17 protein-coding genes are annotated in these 19,865 nt (G+C 61.1%); 1 reads left to right on the top strand and 16 read right to left on the bottom strand.

Features of this window, described 5'->3' with window-relative positions; all coding sequences use genetic code 11:
* Window positions 1–12: 12 nt before the first annotated feature.
* From FE782_RS12770 to FE782_RS12725, 10 genes are all read right to left on the bottom strand, one after another.
* Entirely contained in the window at window positions 13–705 is a 693-nt protein-coding gene (locus FE782_RS12770; protein WP_238392462.1) for a GntR family transcriptional regulator, read from the bottom strand.
* A gap of 2 nt (window positions 706–707) precedes the next feature.
* Entirely contained in the window at window positions 708–1,538 is an 831-nt protein-coding gene (locus FE782_RS12765; RefSeq protein ID WP_138194487.1) for a carbohydrate ABC transporter permease, read from the bottom strand.
* Between the two features lie 12 nt (window positions 1,539–1,550).
* On the bottom strand, window positions 1,551–2,516 hold the full coding sequence (locus FE782_RS12760; RefSeq protein ID WP_138194486.1) for a carbohydrate ABC transporter permease: 966 nt from the start codon (window positions 2,514–2,516) through the stop codon (window positions 1,551–1,553).
* Window positions 2,513–3,838: an ABC transporter substrate-binding protein gene (locus tag FE782_RS12755; RefSeq protein ID WP_138194485.1), complete on the bottom strand. Its 1,326-nt coding sequence runs from the start codon at window positions 3,836–3,838 to the stop codon at window positions 2,513–2,515. Before FE782_RS12755 ends, FE782_RS12760 begins: the two co-directional genes overlap by 4 nt.
* Before the next feature lie 35 nt (window positions 3,839–3,873).
* Window positions 3,874–4,704, bottom strand: coding sequence for a metallophosphoesterase family protein (locus tag FE782_RS12750; RefSeq protein ID WP_138194484.1), 831 nt, complete (start codon window positions 4,702–4,704; stop codon window positions 3,874–3,876).
* A 3-nt stretch (window positions 4,705–4,707) separates the two neighbouring features.
* Window positions 4,708–5,721, bottom strand: a complete 1,014-nt coding sequence (locus tag FE782_RS12745; RefSeq protein ID WP_138194483.1) for a metallophosphoesterase family protein — start codon at window positions 5,719–5,721, stop codon at window positions 4,708–4,710.
* A 151-nt stretch (window positions 5,722–5,872) separates the two neighbouring features.
* Complete coding sequence (murA, locus tag FE782_RS12740) at window positions 5,873–7,168, bottom strand: UDP-N-acetylglucosamine 1-carboxyvinyltransferase (RefSeq protein WP_138194482.1); 1,296 nt, start codon at window positions 7,166–7,168, stop codon at window positions 5,873–5,875.
* 19 nt (window positions 7,169–7,187) lie between these two features.
* Window positions 7,188–7,943 (bottom strand): FHA domain-containing protein, encoded by a 756-nt coding sequence (locus tag FE782_RS12735; protein WP_238392461.1) that lies wholly within the window; start codon window positions 7,941–7,943, stop codon window positions 7,188–7,190.
* Window positions 7,944–8,129: 186 nt separating this feature from the next.
* Window positions 8,130–8,915 carry a LamG domain-containing protein gene (locus FE782_RS12730; protein ID WP_138194481.1) on the bottom strand — a complete coding sequence of 262 codons (786 nt, stop codon included), beginning with the start codon at window positions 8,913–8,915 and terminating at the stop codon, window positions 8,130–8,132.
* An 18-nt stretch (window positions 8,916–8,933) separates the two neighbouring features.
* Entirely contained in the window at window positions 8,934–9,704 is a 771-nt protein-coding gene (locus tag FE782_RS12725) for a phytanoyl-CoA dioxygenase family protein (RefSeq protein WP_138194480.1), read from the bottom strand.
* A gap of 127 nt (window positions 9,705–9,831) precedes the next feature.
* Here FE782_RS12725 and FE782_RS12720 point away from each other — a divergent pair, with 127 nt between their 5' ends.
* Window positions 9,832–10,614, top strand: coding sequence for an AraC family transcriptional regulator (locus tag FE782_RS12720; RefSeq protein ID WP_158299372.1), 783 nt, complete (start codon window positions 9,832–9,834; stop codon window positions 10,612–10,614).
* A gap of 354 nt (window positions 10,615–10,968) precedes the next feature.
* Here the strand turns inward: FE782_RS12720 and FE782_RS12715 are convergent, their stop codons facing one another.
* The 6 genes from FE782_RS12715 to FE782_RS32285 all read right to left on the bottom strand — a co-directional run bounded on the left by FE782_RS12715 (window position 10,969) and on the right by FE782_RS32285 (window position 19,803).
* Entirely contained in the window at window positions 10,969–13,302 is a 2,334-nt protein-coding gene (locus tag FE782_RS12715; protein ID WP_138194478.1) for a helix-turn-helix domain-containing protein, read from the bottom strand.
* Window positions 13,303–13,307: 5 nt separating this feature from the next.
* Complete coding sequence (locus FE782_RS12710; RefSeq protein WP_138194653.1) at window positions 13,308–14,186, bottom strand: carbohydrate ABC transporter permease; 879 nt, start codon at window positions 14,184–14,186, stop codon at window positions 13,308–13,310.
* 22 nt (window positions 14,187–14,208) lie between these two features.
* Window positions 14,209–15,129 carry an ABC transporter permease gene (locus tag FE782_RS12705; RefSeq protein ID WP_202914526.1) on the bottom strand — a complete coding sequence of 307 codons (921 nt, stop codon included), beginning with the start codon at window positions 15,127–15,129 and terminating at the stop codon, window positions 14,209–14,211.
* A gap of 114 nt (window positions 15,130–15,243) precedes the next feature.
* Complete coding sequence (locus tag FE782_RS12700) at window positions 15,244–16,884, bottom strand: type 2 periplasmic-binding domain-containing protein (RefSeq protein ID WP_138194476.1); 1,641 nt, start codon at window positions 16,882–16,884, stop codon at window positions 15,244–15,246.
* Between the two features lie 151 nt (window positions 16,885–17,035).
* Window positions 17,036–18,964 carry an FAD-dependent oxidoreductase gene (locus FE782_RS12695; protein ID WP_158299371.1) on the bottom strand — a complete coding sequence of 643 codons (1,929 nt, stop codon included), beginning with the start codon at window positions 18,962–18,964 and terminating at the stop codon, window positions 17,036–17,038.
* The gene (locus tag FE782_RS32285) at window positions 18,961–19,803 is read right to left on the bottom strand and encodes a hypothetical protein (protein WP_158299370.1); all 843 of its coding nucleotides are present in this window, start codon (window positions 19,801–19,803) and stop codon (window positions 18,961–18,963) included. Before FE782_RS32285 ends, FE782_RS12695 begins: the two co-directional genes overlap by 4 nt.
* Between the last annotated feature and the right edge of the window lie 62 nt (window positions 19,804–19,865).

The following is a 19,865-nucleotide window of genomic DNA, read 5'->3' as shown; positions in this document are numbered from 1 at the left end:
CCTTTCCGTTGATTAGATGTCGAACACGCTGAATTGATCGTACACGAACGCGTTCAACGCGAGCACCGCTTCCCTCGCGCCGGCCGGATCGCCGCGCTCCAGCGCGTCGTAGATGCGCGCATGGGCGCTTCTGGCGTGCGTCGGCTTCGGGAGCGAGCGGGCGTTCATTTTCCGAAAAGAAAGCATCTTGAACATATATTTACCTTTGATAGTCTCAAGAATGTTCCGCATGCTTTCGTTACCGCAGCTCGCCACCATCGTTCCGACGAATCGCAGCGAGCTGTCGTAATACGCCTCGTAATCGCCCGACTCGGCGGCGAACGCTTGCCGTTCCAGCTGCTCCCGCAGCGCCGGCAAGTCGAAGGCGTGTCCGCGGGCGGCCGCGACGTCCAGCGCGAACAGCTGCATCGAGACGAGCACCTCGAACATCTCGCGGAACTCGCGGAACGAAATTTCCTTCACGAATACGCCGCGACCCCGGACGGACTCCAGGAAGCCCTCCGTCTCGAGCAGCGAGATGGCCGCACGGATCGGCGTCCGGCTCATGCCGAGCGTGTCGGCCAACTCGTTTTCCGACAATAACATGCCCGGTAAAAATTCCGCCGAAATAATTCGCGCGCGAATGTCTTGATATGCCTTCTTCTCGAGGGACGGCCGGGCCGCCCCCCTCTTTCCCATAGATCGATCGGACAATGTGGCTTCCATGTTCAACGTAAACCGCCTTTGACGAAGGAGTCGATAATTTGTCGTTGCAAGAGCAGATAAATCAAGAGGATCGGCAGGCTGGCGATCGTCGTCGCGGCCATGAGCGGCCCCCATTGGTTCGCTTCCGTGGACATGAACGATTGCAAGCCGATCTGAAGCGTCGAATATTCGGGCTTGTTCGTGACGAGCAGCGGCCAGAAATAATCGTTCCAAGACGAGATGAACAACAAGACGCCGATCGAAGCGATCGAGGCGCGCAAATTCGGGAAGATCACTCGCCATAGGATTCCCCAGCTTGACGCGCCGTCCAGCTGCGCCGCTTCGACGAGCGCCTTCGGGAACGAACGGAACGTCTGGTACAGCTGAAGCACCGCGAACGCCGACGCCACATTCGGAATGATGAGGCCGAGCAGCGAGTTGCGGAGGCCCCAGTCGCTGATGACGACGTAATTCGGGATCATGATGACCTGGAACGGGACGAGCCACGTCAAGGAGATGAGCGCGTACAGCGCATGCCGGCCCCGGAACTCCCAACGCGTGAACGCGTAAGCGGCCAGCACGCTCGTCAGCAGCTGCGTAACGGTCTGGCCGACGGCGACGGTCAGCGAGTTCGTGAGCATCCGCGCCATCGGGATCGCCTGCCATGCCTGCACGTAGTTGTCGAACGTCCAATGGGCGGGGAACAGCGAAGGGCTGTAAATTTCGCCCGGCGACTTGAACGACGTGTTCAGCGCCCAATAAAACGGGAAGATCGCAAGAAAGCTGAGCCCGATGAGCAGCGCATGCTTGCCTGCCGCGCCGGCTCTCGACTCGCGCAATGAAGCGTCTCTCACAAGGAAGCCTCCTTAGTTGTCGTAAAACGACAGTCTGCTCGACAGCTTCATCTGTCCGAGGGCGACGAGGCCCGAGCCGACGAAGACGAGCACGGCCGCCGCGGAGCTCCACCCGACGGCGAACGTCTTAAACCCGTACGTCCACAGGACGTAATACAGGTTCGTCGTCGAGCCGAGCGGTCCGCCCTGCGTCAGTACGTTCACATAGGAGAAGCTCCACTCCGAGGCGAACAGGACGCTGAGCATCGTCATGAACAAGATCGTCGGCGACAGCAGCGGAAGCAGCACGTACCGAAGGATCTGCCAGGGTCCCGCCCGATCCATGCGCGCCGCTTCGACGTACTCCTTATTGATGCCGGTCAGCGCCGCCGAGAAAATCAACGTGCTGAACCCGATCAGCTTCCAGCCGGTGATGAACGTAATCGACCAGATCGCCCAATTCGCGTCCGTGAAGAAGCGGATCGGCTCCTCCATCCCGAATACCGTCCGCAGCGTCTGATTGACGATGCCGCCCATCGGATTCAGCATCCAGCTCCAGACCGAGGACACCGCGACCGGGGCCATGATCATCGGGACGAAGATGAGCGCGCGGTACAAGTTCCGCGCCCGTCCTCCGATCCGGTCCGTAAGAATCGCGATGACGAGCGGAAGAAGCAGGGAAAACGGGAGCACGCCGACCGTATAGATGAGCGTATTCAGCAGCGCCTTCCCCATCTCGGGAAGCGCGAACAGCTTCGCGAAGTTACTCCACCCGACGAACGTCTTCGGCGACATCGGCAGCATATTCCACTCATAGAAGCTGAGCTGGAACGTGCTGACGAGCGGCCGGTAAATCCAGTACCCGATCGACAGCAGCGCGGGCAGCAGGTACAAATACGGGAGCGCCTTCCCGAGCGTTAACCTCTTGCCCGAGCGGGGCAGGCGGTTGCTCCTGCCGCGCGCGGACATTTTCGATACAATCGCTCCGCCGTTCATCATGGCATCAACGACTGCGCCCGGCTCTGCGCCTCTTGCATAATCGCCGCGACGTCGCCCGTCCCCTGGATCGATTGCTGGACCGCCTCCAGCAGCGTCGTCTCGATCTGAAGCCAGTTCGGGCCCGGGTAAGAAATCCACGGACGCAGGCGCGTCAGCTGCTCCAGATTCGGCTTCACCAGCGGATTCGCTTCGACCCAATCCTTCAAGTAATTCGGGTCGTCGACGATCGCGGGACGAAGCGGCAAATACCCGATCTTGGACGTAATGATCGTATAGCCGCGTTCGCTCGTCACGAACTTCAGGAACTCCCAAGCCGCCTTCTGCTTCGCTTCGTCGCCGGACAAGATGAACAGCGCGCTTCCCGAATTGACCGGCGTCGTCGGCTTGTCGCCGAAGGACGGCATCGCGGCCGCTTTAAGCTCCCAGCCTCCGGCCTGCGACGCTTGGATGAAGGCGCTCTGCAGCGCGCTCGTATAAAGCAGCATGCCGAGCTTGCCTTCGCTGAACGCTTGAATGACTTCGCCGTCGTTCAGCTTGTCGTGCGCTCCGCTCAGCACCATATCCTGCCACATCCGGATCGCTTCGACCGCCTCCGGCTCGCCGAAGCGGATCGACGCGCGATCGTCGGACAGCACCTCGCCGCCGTTGCTGCCGATGAGCGCCTGCACGATCCAGTCGTTGCCCGCCGAGCCGCCGATATGTACGCCCTCCGCCTCCGTCTTGCCGGCGATCTGCAGCGCGGCCTCCTTCACCTCCGCCCACGTCGTCGGCGGCGCGTTCGGGTCGAGTCCCGCGTCCGCGAACAGCTTCGCGTTATAGAACAAGACCGGCGTGCTGAAGGTGAACGGAAGCCCGTACGTCTTGCCGTTCAGTCTGCCGAGCTCCAGCCCGTTGGGCGAGAACCCTTCGAACGTCTTCGACAGCTCCTCGGCCGGCACGACATCCTCCAGCGCCTTGGCATTGTAATTGTGGACCGCGTAATCGAGCCCGTCGAACACGAGCTGCGCCACGTCCGGGCTGGCCCCCGCGGCGATGTCCGCTTGCACCTTCGTGTTGATTTCCGTGGAAGCGACGGCGATCGGATCGATGTCGATCTGCGGATGCGCGGCCTCGAACTCGTCGATCAGCTGCTGCGTACCTTCCTTCTGGCTGGCGATCGCAAGATTGTAGGAGTAGAACGTGATTTTGACTTTCTCCCCAACGTCCGTTCCGCCCGCGGCGGCCGCCGTCCCGTCGACCGTTCCGTTCGCATTGCCGCACGCCGACGCGAACAGCATCGTCAGCGCCAGTAAACCGCCAAGCTTCGTTTTCGTATGGAACATCCTACTTTCCCTCCATCGGAAAATGTTCTCTGCGCTCACTTCGCCGCGTACTCCGCTGTGAAGACATGTTCGTAGAGCAGACGCTGCTCGCCCGGCAAAGTCATGGGTTGTACGGATATGCCGCGATCCTTCACCGTCGCCAGGTTATACCCCGATCGCTCGAGGAAACGCATCGCTCGTTCCGCGGAAGCATCCAAGCCGAAGGCGACGCCGTCCGCCGCCGCGCACAACGCGCCGTTCAACGTGCCGACGTTGTGGTAGTGAATATGTCCGGACAGCAGACCGATGACGTCGCTTCCTTCGATGGCTCGCGCGAGGTCCGATGCATTTTCCAAGAGATGATCGTCCATAACCGTCGTAGGCGTGCGCACCGCCGGATGATGATGCACGAGTACGGTTCCTAGCGGCGCCGGCTGCTCCAACAGCTCCCGCAGCCAGACGAGCTGAGCCTCGTCGATCCGACCGGCATGCGAGTCCGGCACCTGCGTATTCAGCATGACGACCCGGAGCCCGCCCGAGAGGAAGCTGTAATAATAAGACTGCTCCGAAGGCGCTTCGCCTAGGAACCCTTCGCGGAAGGCCGGCCGACGGTCATGATTGCCGAGCGCGACATGAATCGGAATGCCGAGCTCCCGCTCCGCGTCGTCGACGAGCGACCGAAGGAAGCGGTAATCCTCGACGTCGCCGTCATGCGTCAGGTCCCCGCTGACGACGAGGAACGCCGGCTTCGTCCGCAGCGCGGCGACGCTCGCGAGCGTCTTCCGAAACTTCTCGGTCGTATCGAGTCCGAACAGCGGCGTCTTCCCCGGCACGCTGATATGAATGTCCGTCAGGTGGATAAAGTAGATAGCTTCCGTTCCGCTCATCGTCTACGCTCCTTCGCTCACGGCGGTCGGCTTCGGCGGCGCGTAAGCGTCGATCTCGCGGATTCCGTCCAACGGCAGCACGCGATACGAAGGCTTCCCGCCGCGCACCGTGACCCACAGCATCATGTTCGCGTCGCAAGGGGCCATGCCGTCGCCGTGAGCCAATCCGCCCGTTCGTCCCATCTGAATCCGCTCGTTTCCGTTCCGTTCTTCGTATTCCAAGGCGTGAAGATGTCCGGCGAAGATCGTATGCTTGCGGCCTTCGAGCATCCGCATCAGCTTGGCGTACTCCTCGCCGTCCGTCTTCCACCCCGGCTTATGCATCGCGACGAACGTCCACGTCGCATCCGCATGCTCCGCCAGCGTCCGCTCGACGAACGCCAGCTGATCATCGCCGAACGACAGAATGATCTTGGAGAGGCTGAGGAGCTGCTCGGGAGGAACGGCGGCGACCAGATCCGCATAGAACGACTTTCCGACTTCCCCGGCCGGTACTGCGCCGCTTGTCATGCCGTCCGTCGCCCGCTTGATGGCGTCGACGACCGCATCCGGCAGCTCGTCCGGCGTCTGCTCGGTGTTCAGCATGACGAACAGCGCGTCTCCGACGCGGAAGGCGTAATACGTCGGTCCTTTCCGCTCCCGCCAGACGTCCGCCATCAGCCGATTGCTGTAATCGTGGTTGCCGACGGCCGGGAAGAACGGCAGTCCCGCCGCTTCGACCTTGGCATCGAACTCGTCCCACTCCGCGTGCGCGTCCGCTTCGTTCCGCCAGTAGCCCTCGATCATGTCACCCACCGTGACGACGAACTCTGGCCTCAGGTCCTTCAAGATCTCCAACGCGCGTTCGAACACGCCTTCGGTCGCCATTCCGCAGCGGTCTCCCAGGACAGCGAACGAAAATGCCTCGTACCGCCCTTCCGACAAACGCCCGAACCAGGGGCGCTTCCCCGCCGCGTACTCCCCGTCCGTCATAACCTCGATCGCGCCGCCTTCCCGACTCGATCTCGCTCCCAGCATAACTTCCTCTCCCTCCTAGTCTCCCTTGTCCTACGAGTAGAAGTATGCAGGTTGTATGTAAGCTGAAGATTAACGGGGTTTGAAGATTATATAAATCTGAGAGCCGTCTTAACAAAACAAAAAAACGCCTTTCGGCGCCCTTTGCGATTACCTATGAACCTTGCATGCGATACGGCTCGGGCAGCGCTTGCGCATCCGTCTCGCGCATCGAGACCTTCGCCCCGATGGCCCGGAAGCTCCCGATCACGTCCTCGTAGCCGCGCTCGAGGTGCTCGATCCCCGTAATGCGCGTGACGCCCTCGGCCGCGAGGCCCGCCAGCAGCAGGCAAGTGCCGGCCCGCACGTCCGTTGCATGCGCCCATCCGCCCTGCAGCGGAAGTCCGCCCCGGACGAAGGCGCTCTCCTTCCGAATCTCGATATCCGCACCGAGACGGCGCAGCTGCGCCACGTGGGCGAACCGCTTCGGATAGACGCGCTCGGTCACGATGCTCTTGCCCTTCGCCTGCAGCAGCAGTGCGGTCATAGGCTGCTGAAGGTCCGTGGCGAAGCCCGGATACATGCCCGTCCGAATGCGCGTCGCCCGCAGCGAGCCCGATCCGTAAGCGGTAATATGCTGTTCCCCGCATTCGATCGTCATGCCGATCTCTTCCAGCTTGGCGAGAAGGGCGCCGAGATGCTCGGGTATGGCGTCGAGAACGGTAACTTGTCCGCCATGGAGCCCGGCAGACATCAAGAACGCGCCGGCGATCAGCCGGTCCGGAATGACGGCGTGCGTACCCCCGTGCAAATAGGGAACGCCTTCGATACGGATGCGCTCCGTTCCCGCCCCGTAAATCCGCGCGCCGAGCCGGTTCAGGAAGTTCGCGGTATCGACTACTTCCGGGTCCACGGCAGCGTTGAATAGACGCGTCCGACCGTGTGCCCGGACGGCCGCCATCATCGCGTTCATCGTCGCGCCGGACGTCACCGTGTCGAAGTAAATATCCGCCCCGCGCAGCGACGCCGCTTCGACGACGAAATAATCCTTGTAGAGCCGAACCATCGCTCCCAACGCTTGGAACGCCTTGATATGCTGATCGATCGGCCGGGAGACGAAATCGTCGCCTCCCGGAAATCCGATCGTAACCCTGCCGAATTTGGACAGCAGCGCGCCCGCGAAATAATAGGAAGCCCGATAGCTGGAAGCCTTGCCCGGGTCGATGACGGCGCTATGAATCCAGCGCGGATCGACGACGATCGTTCCGCCTTCCCGCTTCATCCCCATGCCGATGTCTTGGCCGATCCCCGCGATAATACGGATATCGTCGATTCGCGGGATGCCCTCCAACGTTACGATATCGTCCGCCAGACAAGCGGCGGCGAGCAATGCAAGGGAGCTGTTCTTCGCGCCCGGAATATGTACGGTCCCGTTCAGAGGGCCCGAATGCTCCGCCTGGATATATTTCATGAATAGATTCCCACTCTCGTTATGACAATTTCAATTCCGATTCGAGCACGTATCCGCTGCCGCGTACGGCGCTGATAAGAAAGTTGTCTTTTCCGTACTTCTTGCGGACCCGATAGATGAGCGCGTTCAATTCGTCGAGCGTCACATCCGGAACGCCCTCCGCTCCGGGCGATCGTTCCGGCCATACGCTGGACTTGATCTTTTCGACCGTAACGAGCCGGTTCGCATGTTCATGAAGCACGCGAATCAGCAAATATTCTTTCTCGGACATCGGGATCCGCTTGCCTTCCACGACGCATTCCCGCTTCTCCCAATGGATCGTCAGCGGCGGTTCCGGAGCTTCCAACCGCTTGACGATACTGAACGGCTCGATTTCCAGCGTCTGATCCGCGAACAAATAAGAGAAGTGGAGGACGATCATGCCTTTGGCGAGCTTGATGATATCGAAGTTATCGAGAGGGTGCGGGGTGTGAGGCGCGACCCGTACGCCGTTGATTTCCGTGCCGTGCCGGCTCCCCAAGTCGTATAGGACCGCCTTCTCCCGCTCCTTCCGGATGACGAGGTGCTGCCTGGAGATAAACGGGTTGATGAAGGCGAAATCCGGCGTCATCTGTTTGGACAACCGGCCGACCAGCGTCTCCTCCGAGTATAAATTCATGCAGTTCCCCGATCGGTACGGTTCGCCGCGAATGACGTACAGACATGCGAAGTGTTCCAGTTTCGTCCCCTCCTTCGACGACGGCAGGCTGCCGCCGATATTGGAAAATGGCTCCATGGTTCATCGTACCCCAAACCCGGGACGAATGAAATCCCCGGAGCACTGACGATCCGCTCACATTTCAATAACTTCCCCTGCGCACGAAGAGGCCGCCGGGGATTCCGGCGGCCTCGCGGCGAGCGTTGCGATGGCTATTCTATTATCCCTCTGGGCTCCATGATGGGGGGAGTTCTCGCAATCGTTCTATATGGGTACGGCGCGGTGCAGCCTCGCCATCTCCGCTTCGGTCAGCGCCCGGTCGAAGACGGCCAGCCCCCCTAAGGTCCCCTCGAAAAAGTTGCCCATCTCGCCGTGCCGATGGACGGCGCCGACCGTAAAGTCGGCCCCGTCGGCACCCCCGTCGTATAAGCCGTCCGGGTAAGGGTACGGATTGTACCCGTCTCGGCGATCCAGCGATCCGTTCAAATACGATCGCGCGTACGCGCCGTCGTACGTGAACGCGACGAAGCTCCAGGTCTCGTACGGCACCGCCGTCGAGCCGATCGAGGCGTCCATGCAATACTTGTGCCCGGGCGTCGGCCCGCCGGACGCGGAGACGTGCCCGCATACTTGATGACCGCTTCCCCAGATGCGCAAGTCCAGAAACAGGCCATACTGCCGCTTCTTCTCCGATTCGTTCCACATGCCGGCGATCGCTTGGCATTCCGGCTTCCGAACGTCCTTGCGCTTCACCCAAGCGGCGACGGTGACCGCCGCGCCTTCGCCGCCGAAGCGGAGCGCCGGGCAGGCGGCCCGCGGCAGGCGCAGCCACTGTCCATGCTCGAGCTCGATCGCGTGCGGTCCGAAGAGGCCGTCCCCCGTTCGGCGGATGAACCCGCCCTTCGGCTCCAACGCGTACGCATGCGGACCGTCGGCGACCTTCGCGGCGCCTTCCGCGTCTTGGAAATCCCAGAAAGCGACCAGCCCCGCCGTGCCCAACACGGCCGCTCTTCCGGCGGCGGATGCGCCCTCAACCTTTTCCCCATTCATGGAACATGCCCCCGTCCGCTAGTACATATGGTATTGGTTCGTGTCTTTCCCGTGCAGGCTGTACCGCGCGTAGTGCTGATAGTGCGCTTTGTACAATCGGCCGTCCTTCGCGGGATGGTACGTCAAGAACAGCTGCTTCCGGCTTCGGTCGGACAAGTTCGGTCCGCTCCGGTGCGGCGCGAGGGAGTGAAAGATGATGATGTCTCCAGGGTTCGTCTCGACGATCTCTCCCCGCGACTCGTCGATCTCCGCGATTTCCTCCGCGTTCATATTGCGCAGCTCGCCCGGCGTCGAACGCAATCGGTCGTGATAGCCCGGGAAAAGCTCAAGTCCTCCGTTCGCGACGGTCGCCCCGTCGATGGCGACCATGACCGAAATCAACCCGTCGATCGGGAACCCTTGCCACCATGAGGCGTCTTGGTGCATCGTATAGCCGTTGGCTCCCGGCAGCTTGAAGATCAGCTTATCCTTGAACAACAGCGGCTCGTCGAGGTACAGATCGCGGAGCGGCGATAAAATTCTCTCGTTGCGGACAAGCTCCTCGAACACCGGCGAGATGTCGTGCACGGGGTCGAGCCGTTCGATCTTCACCGAGCCGTCCGCGTAACGCTTATGTCCCGCGCGAACGTTATAAGGATTCGTGTAGTCCGGCAGCGTCAAGAGTCGGTCGCACTCGACCTGCATCACCTCGGCTTCCTTCTCCGCGAACACGTTCCGCAGTACCAAATAGCCCTGCTCGCGATACGTTCGCAGTTGTTCGAAGCTTAACGCTCGAACTTCTCTCTTCATCGTAATTCCCTGCTCTCATGTCGTATTATTCCTGCTGTTTCTATAGTAAAATCATTCGTATCAAACCTCCATGCACGGGTTTCCTATTTGTCATATACTTTTTTGTATGAACAGGGAGCGGATCGCGATGAGAATCACCCGGTTGGTCCGGCACAGCTTTCATTTGTCCAGAGAACGATTCCAGCTGCCCGAGGACCGGTATGCGGATTGGGCGCTCCTCGCCGCGCAAGGCGGACGGTTCGCGTACGAGCTGGCGTCCGACGAGGGGACGGTCGCGCGAGGATTTTCTCAATACGGAGACGTCCTGTTATGCCCGCCCGGCTATGTGCTGAGGCGGGACGCCTTGGAGCCCGTTCTGTTTCACTTCGCCGAATTCGCGGTCGACGACCCGCGGGATCTGCCGATCGGCAACGTCCGCGTCTCCGATTTGCAGCGGCTCGACTCCACCTTCGCTTGCCTGAAGGATTGGCAGCAGGACGTCCCGGACCGCAGAGACGATTCCGAGGGCGAGCACCTGCTCCTCGACCTTCTGTACCTGACCGTTCGTGCCCGGAGACAGGCCGAGCGGCGCGAGAATCGCTGCGGCGATCCTCTGATGGAACAAGCGGCGGCGTACATAAGGCAGCATGCGCTCGAAGGCCGGCTGTCGCTGCAGCAGCTCGCGGAACGGCTTCGCATCGGGCCGTCGCAGCTCACGCGCCGCTTCCAAGCGGCGTACGGCGTCTCCCCCGTTCGCTACGCCACCGAGGCGCGGCTTGCGAAAGCCCGGGCGCTGCTCGCCGACGCCGAGCTGACGCTGGACGAAATCGCGGAACGGTGCGGGTTTCAGAACGCGTTTTATTTCAGCCGCGTGTTTACGAAATATATGAAGTCGAGCCCGTCTGCGTATCGGAAAACCCATTGGGTATGAAAAACGACGACCCCTGACCAATCAAAGGACAGGGGTAGGTAAACCGGAGTACGGATATACCGGTTGGACGAAGGATATGAAGAGGGATGCGCAAAATGTAATATAATTCCGAGCGGAATCGCATGTATTCGGCCTTTATCGGCAAAATGAAGTATATTTCATATCCGAAACCGTCGTAGCATGGGAAATATATGAACTTTTGCGCAAATTGTGTTATGGAGCGGAGAGTGTTGAACGAATATACGAAAATTTGCCGATCTTTCTTGTTCCCTTCGCCCCGTACGTCTTTTGAAAACAGCGGTATAAATAAGGACGCCCGCGTCGTCGCTCGACCGTCAGGCGTCCTGCATGGCTTCATGCCTTATTTTGTTCCTTATGGATGTCCCGGTACGCGCCCGGCGTCACGCCTTCGTATTTCTTAAACAGCCGGATGAACGTGCTGATGCTGTAGATGCCTACCTCCTCGGACACCGACTTGATCGCGGCGTCTTCCCCTTGCAGCAGCAGCTTCGCCTTCGCCATGCGGCGCCGGTTGATGTAATCGGACACGGTGTCGCCGGTCTGTTCCTTGAAAAACCGAGAGACGTACGACGGATGCAGCGCGAACGTATCGGACAGCGTCGCGGCGGATAGGTTCGGATCCCGGTACGACTCCTCGATGTAGGCGAGCATCTCGTCTTTCAGCCGGACGTTACGGCTCTTCTTCCGCGCTTCGACTTGCGTGCAGACGCTCTCGAGAAACTCCGTCATGCGCGCCCGCATGCTGGCGACGGTCTGCTCCTGCAGCATCGCCTGCAACGCGCGCTGATTGTCCTCGAGCAGCTCCCACTTGCCCGAAGCCGCCTCCGCGGACGCCTTCATCATCGAGCTGACCAAGTCGAACATGAAGCAGCGAGCCATGTCGATCGACATCGGGCTCTCTTGCAGATTGCGTTCGATCACCTCGTCCATGATCGCCTTCGCCATGTCGAAGCTGCCCGACTTCACGTGATTGATGAACTGCTGCTCCTTCTCCAGCGGATACGCGTAGGACGCGCCGGGCTCGCGAATTTGCTCGTAGTCGATCGTCGTGCCGGCGCCTAACAGCATCCGGTACTCCATCGCCTCCATCGCCTCGCGGTACGCGGTCGGGATCGCTTCGGCCGTGCGGTGGACGCCGCCGAACGAGCTCGTGAATTCGATGCGGAACCGCTCGCCGAGGAAGCTGCGGGCTTCCTCGAGCAAGCGCTGCACGTCCTGCTTCGCCTGCGCCGCCGTCGTGCCGGGCGCGAAGTTGACGAGGCACGCGAGCATCTCGTCCGATTCGGCGACCCACCCTCGATGCTTGCGGCCCGCCAGCTCCTCCACGATGTTGGACATGATCAGGTGCACGAACCGAAGGTTCTTCTCGACGTCCCGCTCCTCCGCGCGGAATAAGCCGCTGAAGTCTTCGATATAGAAGAGCAGCACGGCGAAATCGTCGGATAAAAATGTAATTCGGTATTCCTCGAGCGCGGATTCGAGCGGGAAGTTCCGCTCGAGCCGCCCCTTCAGCAGGCGGACGATCAGGTTCGAACGCAAGACGACGTTCTGCTTGTCGAGCTCGCGCCGCATCGTCTCGTTCCGTTCAAGCGCCTCTTCGAGCGTCTCTCCGATATACTGCAGCTCGTTGCGAGCGCTGTGCGGCTCCACCTTGGAGCGAAGCGACACGCTGTCTACGAGGCGGCGGATCGGGTCGTAGTTCCGTCTCGCGGCGAAGACGGCCGTCAGCGCGCCGAGTACGACCGCGATGAGCAGCGTGAGCAGCGTCAGATTGCGAACGTACCCGGCTTTCTCGGCGTAGAGGCGCATCGGCAGCGAGTAGACGTACGTCCAGTCCAGCATAGACGACTGGATATACGAGACGACGACCTCCTCGCCGCCGCCGGTATGGCGCACGACGCCGGTATCCTCCGTCGGCTCCCAATCAGGCGGAAGCGCCGGTCCGCCCTCCGTCGCGTCGACGGAGGAGGCCAACACCCGCCGATTGCCGTCCAAGACGTAGGCGTCGCCTCCGTTGTACGTGCGGATATTTTCTAAAGCGGCCTGAAGCCGCTCTTTATTCATATGGATGACGAGCGTCGCGAGGCGGTCGTTCGGATTTTCGATCGGCAGCGACTGCGTGAACCAGATGTCCCCTTCGCCGGGAGACACGCCGACGTCCTGCCCGTTCACGAATTCGCCCCGATGCGACTCATCCAGAAACTCGCGCCAGACGTCGTACGTCAGGCCGGTATCGGCCAAATACAGCTGAAAGTACATCTCCGGCGCGTAGTTCGCCGTGTCGGTCACGATGAAGTTTCCCGTGCGGTAATAAATGTAGAAATTGTCGATGTATCGATTCGTAGAGCTGTATGTCCGGAAGTCGGCGAACGCCTGCACCATCGTCAGTCGATGCTTGGGCTCCAGCCGCTCCGGAGCGTATAGCAAACTGCGCACCCGCGCATTGAAGGCGATGACCTCCCGCATCCGCTGCACGTGCTCGAGCTGCGAGTCGATCTCCTCCCGCAGCTGCCCGAGCAGGGAGGAATTCGCTCGATTGATTTCGTCCTCGATGACCTGTTGCGTCTGTACGTAGATGATGCCCATCATCGCGAGCGGGATGACGAGCACCAACGCGTATGAGCGCAACCAGGCGAACAGAATGCTGTTCGAGCGCCACTTCTTCATCCGCCTCACCCCTTGATGGACCCTATCATAACACCTTTCACGAAGTATTTCTGCAAGAACGGATAGACGACAAGGATCGGCAGCGTCGCCACGACGATCGTCGCGTATTTAATACTCTCCCCGACCGCCTGCGCATCGCCGGCCGCGGCGTCCGAGGACATGAATTGCGTACTGTTCTGGATGAGAATTTCCCGCAGGATGAGCTGCACCGGGAACAGCTCCCGATCGCGCAAATAGATCATCGCCTGGAACCAGGCGTTCCAATGGCCGACGCTGTAGAACAGGATCATGACGGCGATGACCGGCATCGACAGCGGAATGACGATGCGGAATAGAATCGTGAAGTCTTGCGCTCCGTCGATGCGTGCCGATTCGATCAAGCTATCCGGAATCGAGGCGAACGACGTCCGCAAAATGATCAAATTCCAAGTCGAGATCGCGCCGGGAATGATCAAGGCGGCGAGCGTGTTGCCGAGATGCAGCCAGTTGTAGACGAGCAGATAAGACGGGATGAGGCCGCCGGAGAAAAACATCGTAAAGACGATCATCAGCATGACGGGTCGCGTCCAAGGCACTCCGCGGCGCGAGAGCACGTAGGCGCCGAGGCTCGTCAACGTCAAGTTGACGATCGTGCCGACCGTCGTCAGAAACAGCGTGTTCCGAAAGCCCGTCGCGATGTTCGGGTTGCGGAATACAAGGGCATACGCCTCCGTCGTGAACTCGAGCGGCTTCAGCAGCAAGCCCGTATGCGACAGCAGCAGCATCGAATTGCTGAGGGACGACATGAGCACGTAGACGAACGGATATAACGTAACGACGACCATGACCAGCATGAGTACGACGTTGAGCGTATCGAACGCGAGGGACGCGGCGCTTTTTCGCATTTTCAAAGGATGTCCTCCCTCCTTACCATAAGCTGGTCTCGCTGACCTTGCGGCTGAACCAATTCGCGAACACGAGCATCAAGAAGTTCACCGTCGCCTGAAACAAGCCGACCGCCGTCGCGTAGCTGAACTCCAACGTCGAGGTGAGGCCGCGCCGATAGACGAAGGTGTTAATGACGTCCGCCGTCGCGTACGTATTCGGGTTGTACAGCAGGATAATCTTCTCGAACCCGATATCCAGCATGCTCCCGATCTTCAGGATGAGCAGAATGACGATAATCGGCGCGATGCCGGGCAGCGTCACATGGAACATCTGTTTCGCGCGTCCCGCGCCGTCCATGCGCGCCGCTTCGTACAGCTCCGGATTGACGCCGCTGATCGCGGCCAGGTAGATGATCGAGCTCCAGCCGATCGTCTGCCAAATATCCGAGACGATATAGATCGTTCGGAAGTTCTCGGGATGGCCGAGCAGCGCCGTTCGCTCCATGCCGAGCCAGACGAGCAGATCGGTGACGACGCCGTCGCGAGAGACGAATTGCGTAATCATGCCGCAGATGACGATAAGCGAGATGAAGTGCGGCAAGTAGGTTACGGTCTGAACGACGCGCTTGAACCGCTTGCCGACCAGCTCGTTCAGCAGCAGCGCGAACAGAATCGGGGCGGGGAAGACGAATAATAGCTGGTACAGATTGAGCATGAACGTGTTCGTGAGCAATCTCCAGAAGTAATAGCTGTCGAAGAAATCTACGAAGTGCTTCCACCCGACCCACGGGCTGTCGAACAGTCCCTTGGCCACTTGGTAATCCTTGAACGCGATTATTGCGCCGTACATGGGGACGTATTGGAAGAGCAGGTAATGAAGCGCCACCGGAAAGATCATGATATACAAATATTTATGCAGGCGGAAATCTTTGCGAATGGCGCTCGACCAGACTTTCATCATGATGCGTTCGTCACCACACATTCTCGGTTAGTTAGGATAGCGCGGACGGAAGGCAAGATTCGGCGTCCCCCGCCCGCGCTTGGATACGGCTTGGATCGGCGTTGCCCGCGGCGGTTACCGCTGGGCGTAACGCTCGACGGCGGCGGCCTTCAGCTCGATGGCGCGCTCGATGTTCATCTTCTTCAGCTGCTCGACGTACGCGTCGAAGTTCTCGATCGGCTCGGAGCCCATGACGAACTTCAGGAGCATCTCCTCGCGGAACGTATTCACTTCGGCCATAATCGTCGCCAGCTCGTTCGCTTCCTCCGGCGTATGGCTGACGAGCGGCAGCCTCGTCTCGGAAGCATTGCTTTGGAATTGGCTGTATACGGCGGCGGCTTCCTTCTGCTGATCGTAATCGTAATATTGCTCGATATATTCGTCGGGACCGACGAAGCCGACGGCAGGGGCGTTCACCCGCGTATATTTACTCATTGCGTCCCCGATCGACAAGCCGTCCGGGTTTTTCATAATGAGGTCCGTGAAGCGCGGGAAATCGCCTTCCCAGTTAAACGTGACGCCTTCCACGCCCCACGATTTCAGATTGTGGCCTTCCTCCGAGTAGAAGTAATCCAGCCATTCGGCCGTCGCTTCGACATTCTCGTTGGCGGTCGTAATCCCTACGCTTCCCGTTCCCCGGTATTCATGAGAGTACGTAATGAACCGCGGCTCTTGACCTGCGCTCTTCACGGGGTACTGAGCGGCTGCAAGCGTGAATTTCGGATCCTTCTCCGCCAGCGCGGGCAAAAATTTGCCCATGCCGCTTCCGATGAAAGCAAAGAAGGCGCCGGTGCTGCTGTTAATTACCTTCGCGTCGAAGGCTGCGCCGTCTTGCGTCGCGAAATCGGGATCGAACAGTCCTTCTTCATACCATGCATTCAGCTGCGCCAGATATTCCTTGAAGCCCGGCTCGATCGGACCGTATTTGATGGTGCCGTTATCGTTATAGAAGTCGACGCCGACATCGAATGCACTGTTGAACGTATTGGAACCGAGCAGATGAGTAAGCATCATCGTGAGCGGAGCGCTCGCCGATTTCTCGTTTTTGAACGCGCGCAGCACATTCGTCCAATCGTCGATCGTGACCGGATTCGCGAGGCCAAGATCGTCCAGCCAGTCCTTGCGGATCATGATCCCGTTGTTCACGCCGCGGTTCCCGACTCCGATGCTGGGGAATACGTACATCTTGCCGGAATCCGTAATGACCTGCTTCTTCATCTCCGGATTCTCGTCCAGATACTTCTTCAAGTTCGGCGCATGCTGCTCGATGACGTCGTTCAATTCGATAAGAATGCCGTCCCCCAGCGCCTTCTCCGGTCCGCCGGGATAGGCGGTGAAATTGTACTCGATCATATCCGGCAGATCGCCGGACGCGATCATCAGGTTGAACTGCTCCTTCTCGCTGCCTACGGCCGGGTGCTGGAATTCGATATGCACGCCTGTGCGCTTCTCCATCTCTTGATACGTCAACAAGTCGTTGAACGTCTGGAGCGACTGCGATTGGCTGGCGCTGATCCCGGCCCAATACGACAGCGTAATCTTCTCGCCGTTCCCCGCCGGCGGCGTCGTCTCGCCCCCGCCGGATGCCGAAGGCTGCTGCGCGGACGGCGTCTCGGCTGCGCCTTCGCCCCCGCCTCCGCCCCCGCTGCATGCCGCCAGCACCCCGGCGAACAGCGTGAACGTCATGATCCATCCGAATGACTTGTGCATTTTCATTGGCTTGTGACCTCCCGTATAGGTAGAAATCCGGCTCGCTCTCGCGGCTCCCCGCCACTATACCCCGGGCGCGGCGCGGCTGTAGATAAGCAACCTGTTATTCCTTGCGCATTCGATGAGAATCGCCGATGCGCAATTCATGCAGCGATGGTTATTCGGTGACGTCGGAACCTCCCGGCCGCGCCGCGACGCGGTTTTCGCGCTGCCGCTGCGACGTCGACCAAGCCTCCGCCTGCCGCCGCACGACGCCGCGGATCGTATCCGCCATATCGAAGTTCACGTCCTTCGACGGCTTCATCGTCACATGGAGCGCGAAGCTCGGCTCGTCGACGATTTCCCTCGCGGCGGTTATGACGCGCTCGCGCTCCGCCGGGTGCCGATCGGCGATCTGGAACAAGGCTCGTAAGGCGAAGGTAAAATATTGGAAAAAGTATTCGTCGTCATGATTGATAAATTCGACGTCCGTCGATACGTTCTTGAACGCTTCGCGGCTCCGCAATATGTCGATCAGCTCCGGCACGACCGTCTCGTCGCCCAGCTTGCCGAGCAAGTAGATCGCGGCGTAGCCTCGCGCCTGATTGTACTTCCGGCTCGTCTTCGGGAAGAAGCCGTCGCGCTCGCGCATCGTCTCGCGCAACGCCGGCAGCGCCGCCTCGTCGCCGAGCAGCGCCAGCGCGAAGGCGCTGTGCCGGCGCAGATGGACGCGCTCCGTCTGCGCCGCCCACGCCCGCAGCGACGGGAGCATCGCGCCCCCGAGCCGCTTCGCGGACCAGATCGCGAGGCCCGGCTTCTCGCCGTCGAGGCCGCTTTGGATGTCCGCTTCGTCCCGCAGCCAACGGATCGACGGCATCGCCTCGTCCATCGACGGCTGGCCGTCGCGCATCCCCTTATGGTTCGCGGCCAGCAGGCAGCCCTTCTCGAGCAGGCGCGGCTTCAGCGATTCGTACGGCAGCCGGGTCAACGGGACGCCGGTTTCGATCGCGAGCGCCGCCGCGAGCCCCGCCGCCTCGCCGCACTTCTGCATATCCCGCTTCATGCGGACGCAAGGCGCCAGATCGTGGTCGACCGCAAGCGCGCGGCCGGCGACGAGAAGGCGGCCGACTCCCTTCGGCAGCAGCGCGCCGAGCGGCACGGGCACCGAGAAGTTCAGTCCCCAGAGGCTGGCCGCCACGATCCAGTCGCGTTGGTTTTCGCTTTCGAACGCCATATCCTTGCCATGGTTGTCGACGTTCGAGTACGCGTAGAAGATCGGCTCCTCCGTCTCCTTGTCGTCCAAGAAGTCCGCGAACGTCACCTGCCGCTCCCCCTCGATGAACCGGCCTTCCCGGACGCCGAGCAGCGGCGCCAGCTTTACGAACTTCCGGCGCTCCTCGAACCGCTCGGGCTGGTGCGTGTGTACGCAAGCCGACTCGAGAACCGCGCGAGCGTAATCCTCCGCGTCTTCGACGTCGACGTACCCGGAATCCGTGTAGAACGTGTGCACGGCGCCGTCGTTGATCCAGACGAGCGCGTTCGAGAACGGCTGCGCCTTCCCGTCGAGCTCCCGCCCCTTCCGGTACGACGCGCCCGCCATCGCCGCGATCTCCGCGTCGCCCGTACAGTCGATCGCGATGCGGCAGCCGGCTTCGTCCGGCCCGTTCGGGCCGATCCACCGCAGACCTCGCACTTCGTTATGTTCCAGGTACACGCCGACCGCCGTGCATTCGTAGCGGAGCTCGACGCCCGCGGCGAGCGCGCGGCGCTCGAGCGCCAGCTTCTTCAGATCGGCGTTGACGCCGCCGGCCTTCGTATACGCCGCGGCGCCCGACAGCCGCTGCACCTCTTGGTCGATCTCCTCGAACAATCCGCCCTTGTTGCCGAAGTAATACCCGACGACGGCGCCGAGCGTGCCCGTGCCGCCCATCGCGTTCAGCCGTTCTATGCCTAGAACGCGGAGGCCGCGTTCCGCCGCGGCGATCGCCGCGAGCGCGCCGGCGGTGCCGAGGCCGACGACGATGACGTCGTACGTCTCGGCCGGCGCGAACGCCGCAGGGCGGCTGACTTGGACCCCGTTCCTGCGTTCCCCTATAGTGATCGTCATACCGCATTCCCCCATTCCGAGAAACTCGCTTCCGCATCGAGCGCCGCGAGCGGCTGCGGGAACGCCGCCGACGGCAGCCACGTCCAATCGCGGCCGATCCGCATCGGCCCCGGCGGCGGCGTCGCGTCGAATTGATCCGCGACGACGGCCAACGTCCATCCTTGCAGCGCCTCGGGCTTTGCGGCCCAGAACGCGTGAAGCTTCGCCCGCGCCGCCGTCCAATCGTCCTGCGGCGAGACCGGCAGGCTTAAGTATGCTTCCGAGTCGTACCGCCCCGGCTCGACGCGCCAGCCGTCCGCCTCGATCGGGAGGCGCGCGGCGTCCGCCGCTGCGGCATGCAGCAGCGCGTTCACGCGCTTCGGCACCCCTGCGGCCGGCGCGAAGCCCGGCTTCGACAGACAGGTCGACGTCGTGTCGACGATGCGGCGGACGCGAAGGTCGCGGAAGCCCGACTGGTCGAACAACGTAACCGCGTATCCGCCCGCTTCGCCGTCCAACGGCTCGACGTTCGCGAGCTCCGTCAGAAACCGCACCGGCAGCTTCGCGTCCCGCGTCAGACGATACAGCGCCGGAATGACGCCGCCCAGATGCGCCCGCCCTTCGGCCGTCAGCAGCCCGCGTTCGACCAGCTCGCCGCGGAACGCCGCCGCGAACCGCCCGCAGCCGTCGGCGCGCCAATTTTCCCCATGTTTAAACGCGTACAGAAATTCATGTCCTACAGTAATCTCCCGATCTACGATCAGAGCGCCGGCTCTCGTTCCCGACGCCAAGCCGATGCCCGCGAACGTCGCGCCGACGATCAGCGTCTCGATGTCCCAATGCGTCTGTGCCTGTGCCATACCGCAACCTCCTCGGAAACTTTGCTAGATTCGACTGTACCCATTATGGAAAGCCGGACGTC

It is taken from the genome of Paenibacillus antri (assembly GCF_005765165.1).
Classification (GTDB): domain Bacteria; phylum Bacillota; class Bacilli; order Paenibacillales; family YIM-B00363; genus Paenibacillus_AE; species Paenibacillus_AE antri.
The sequence above is the reverse complement of the archived record's forward strand: the minus strand, read 5'-3'. Positions and strand labels throughout refer to the sequence as shown.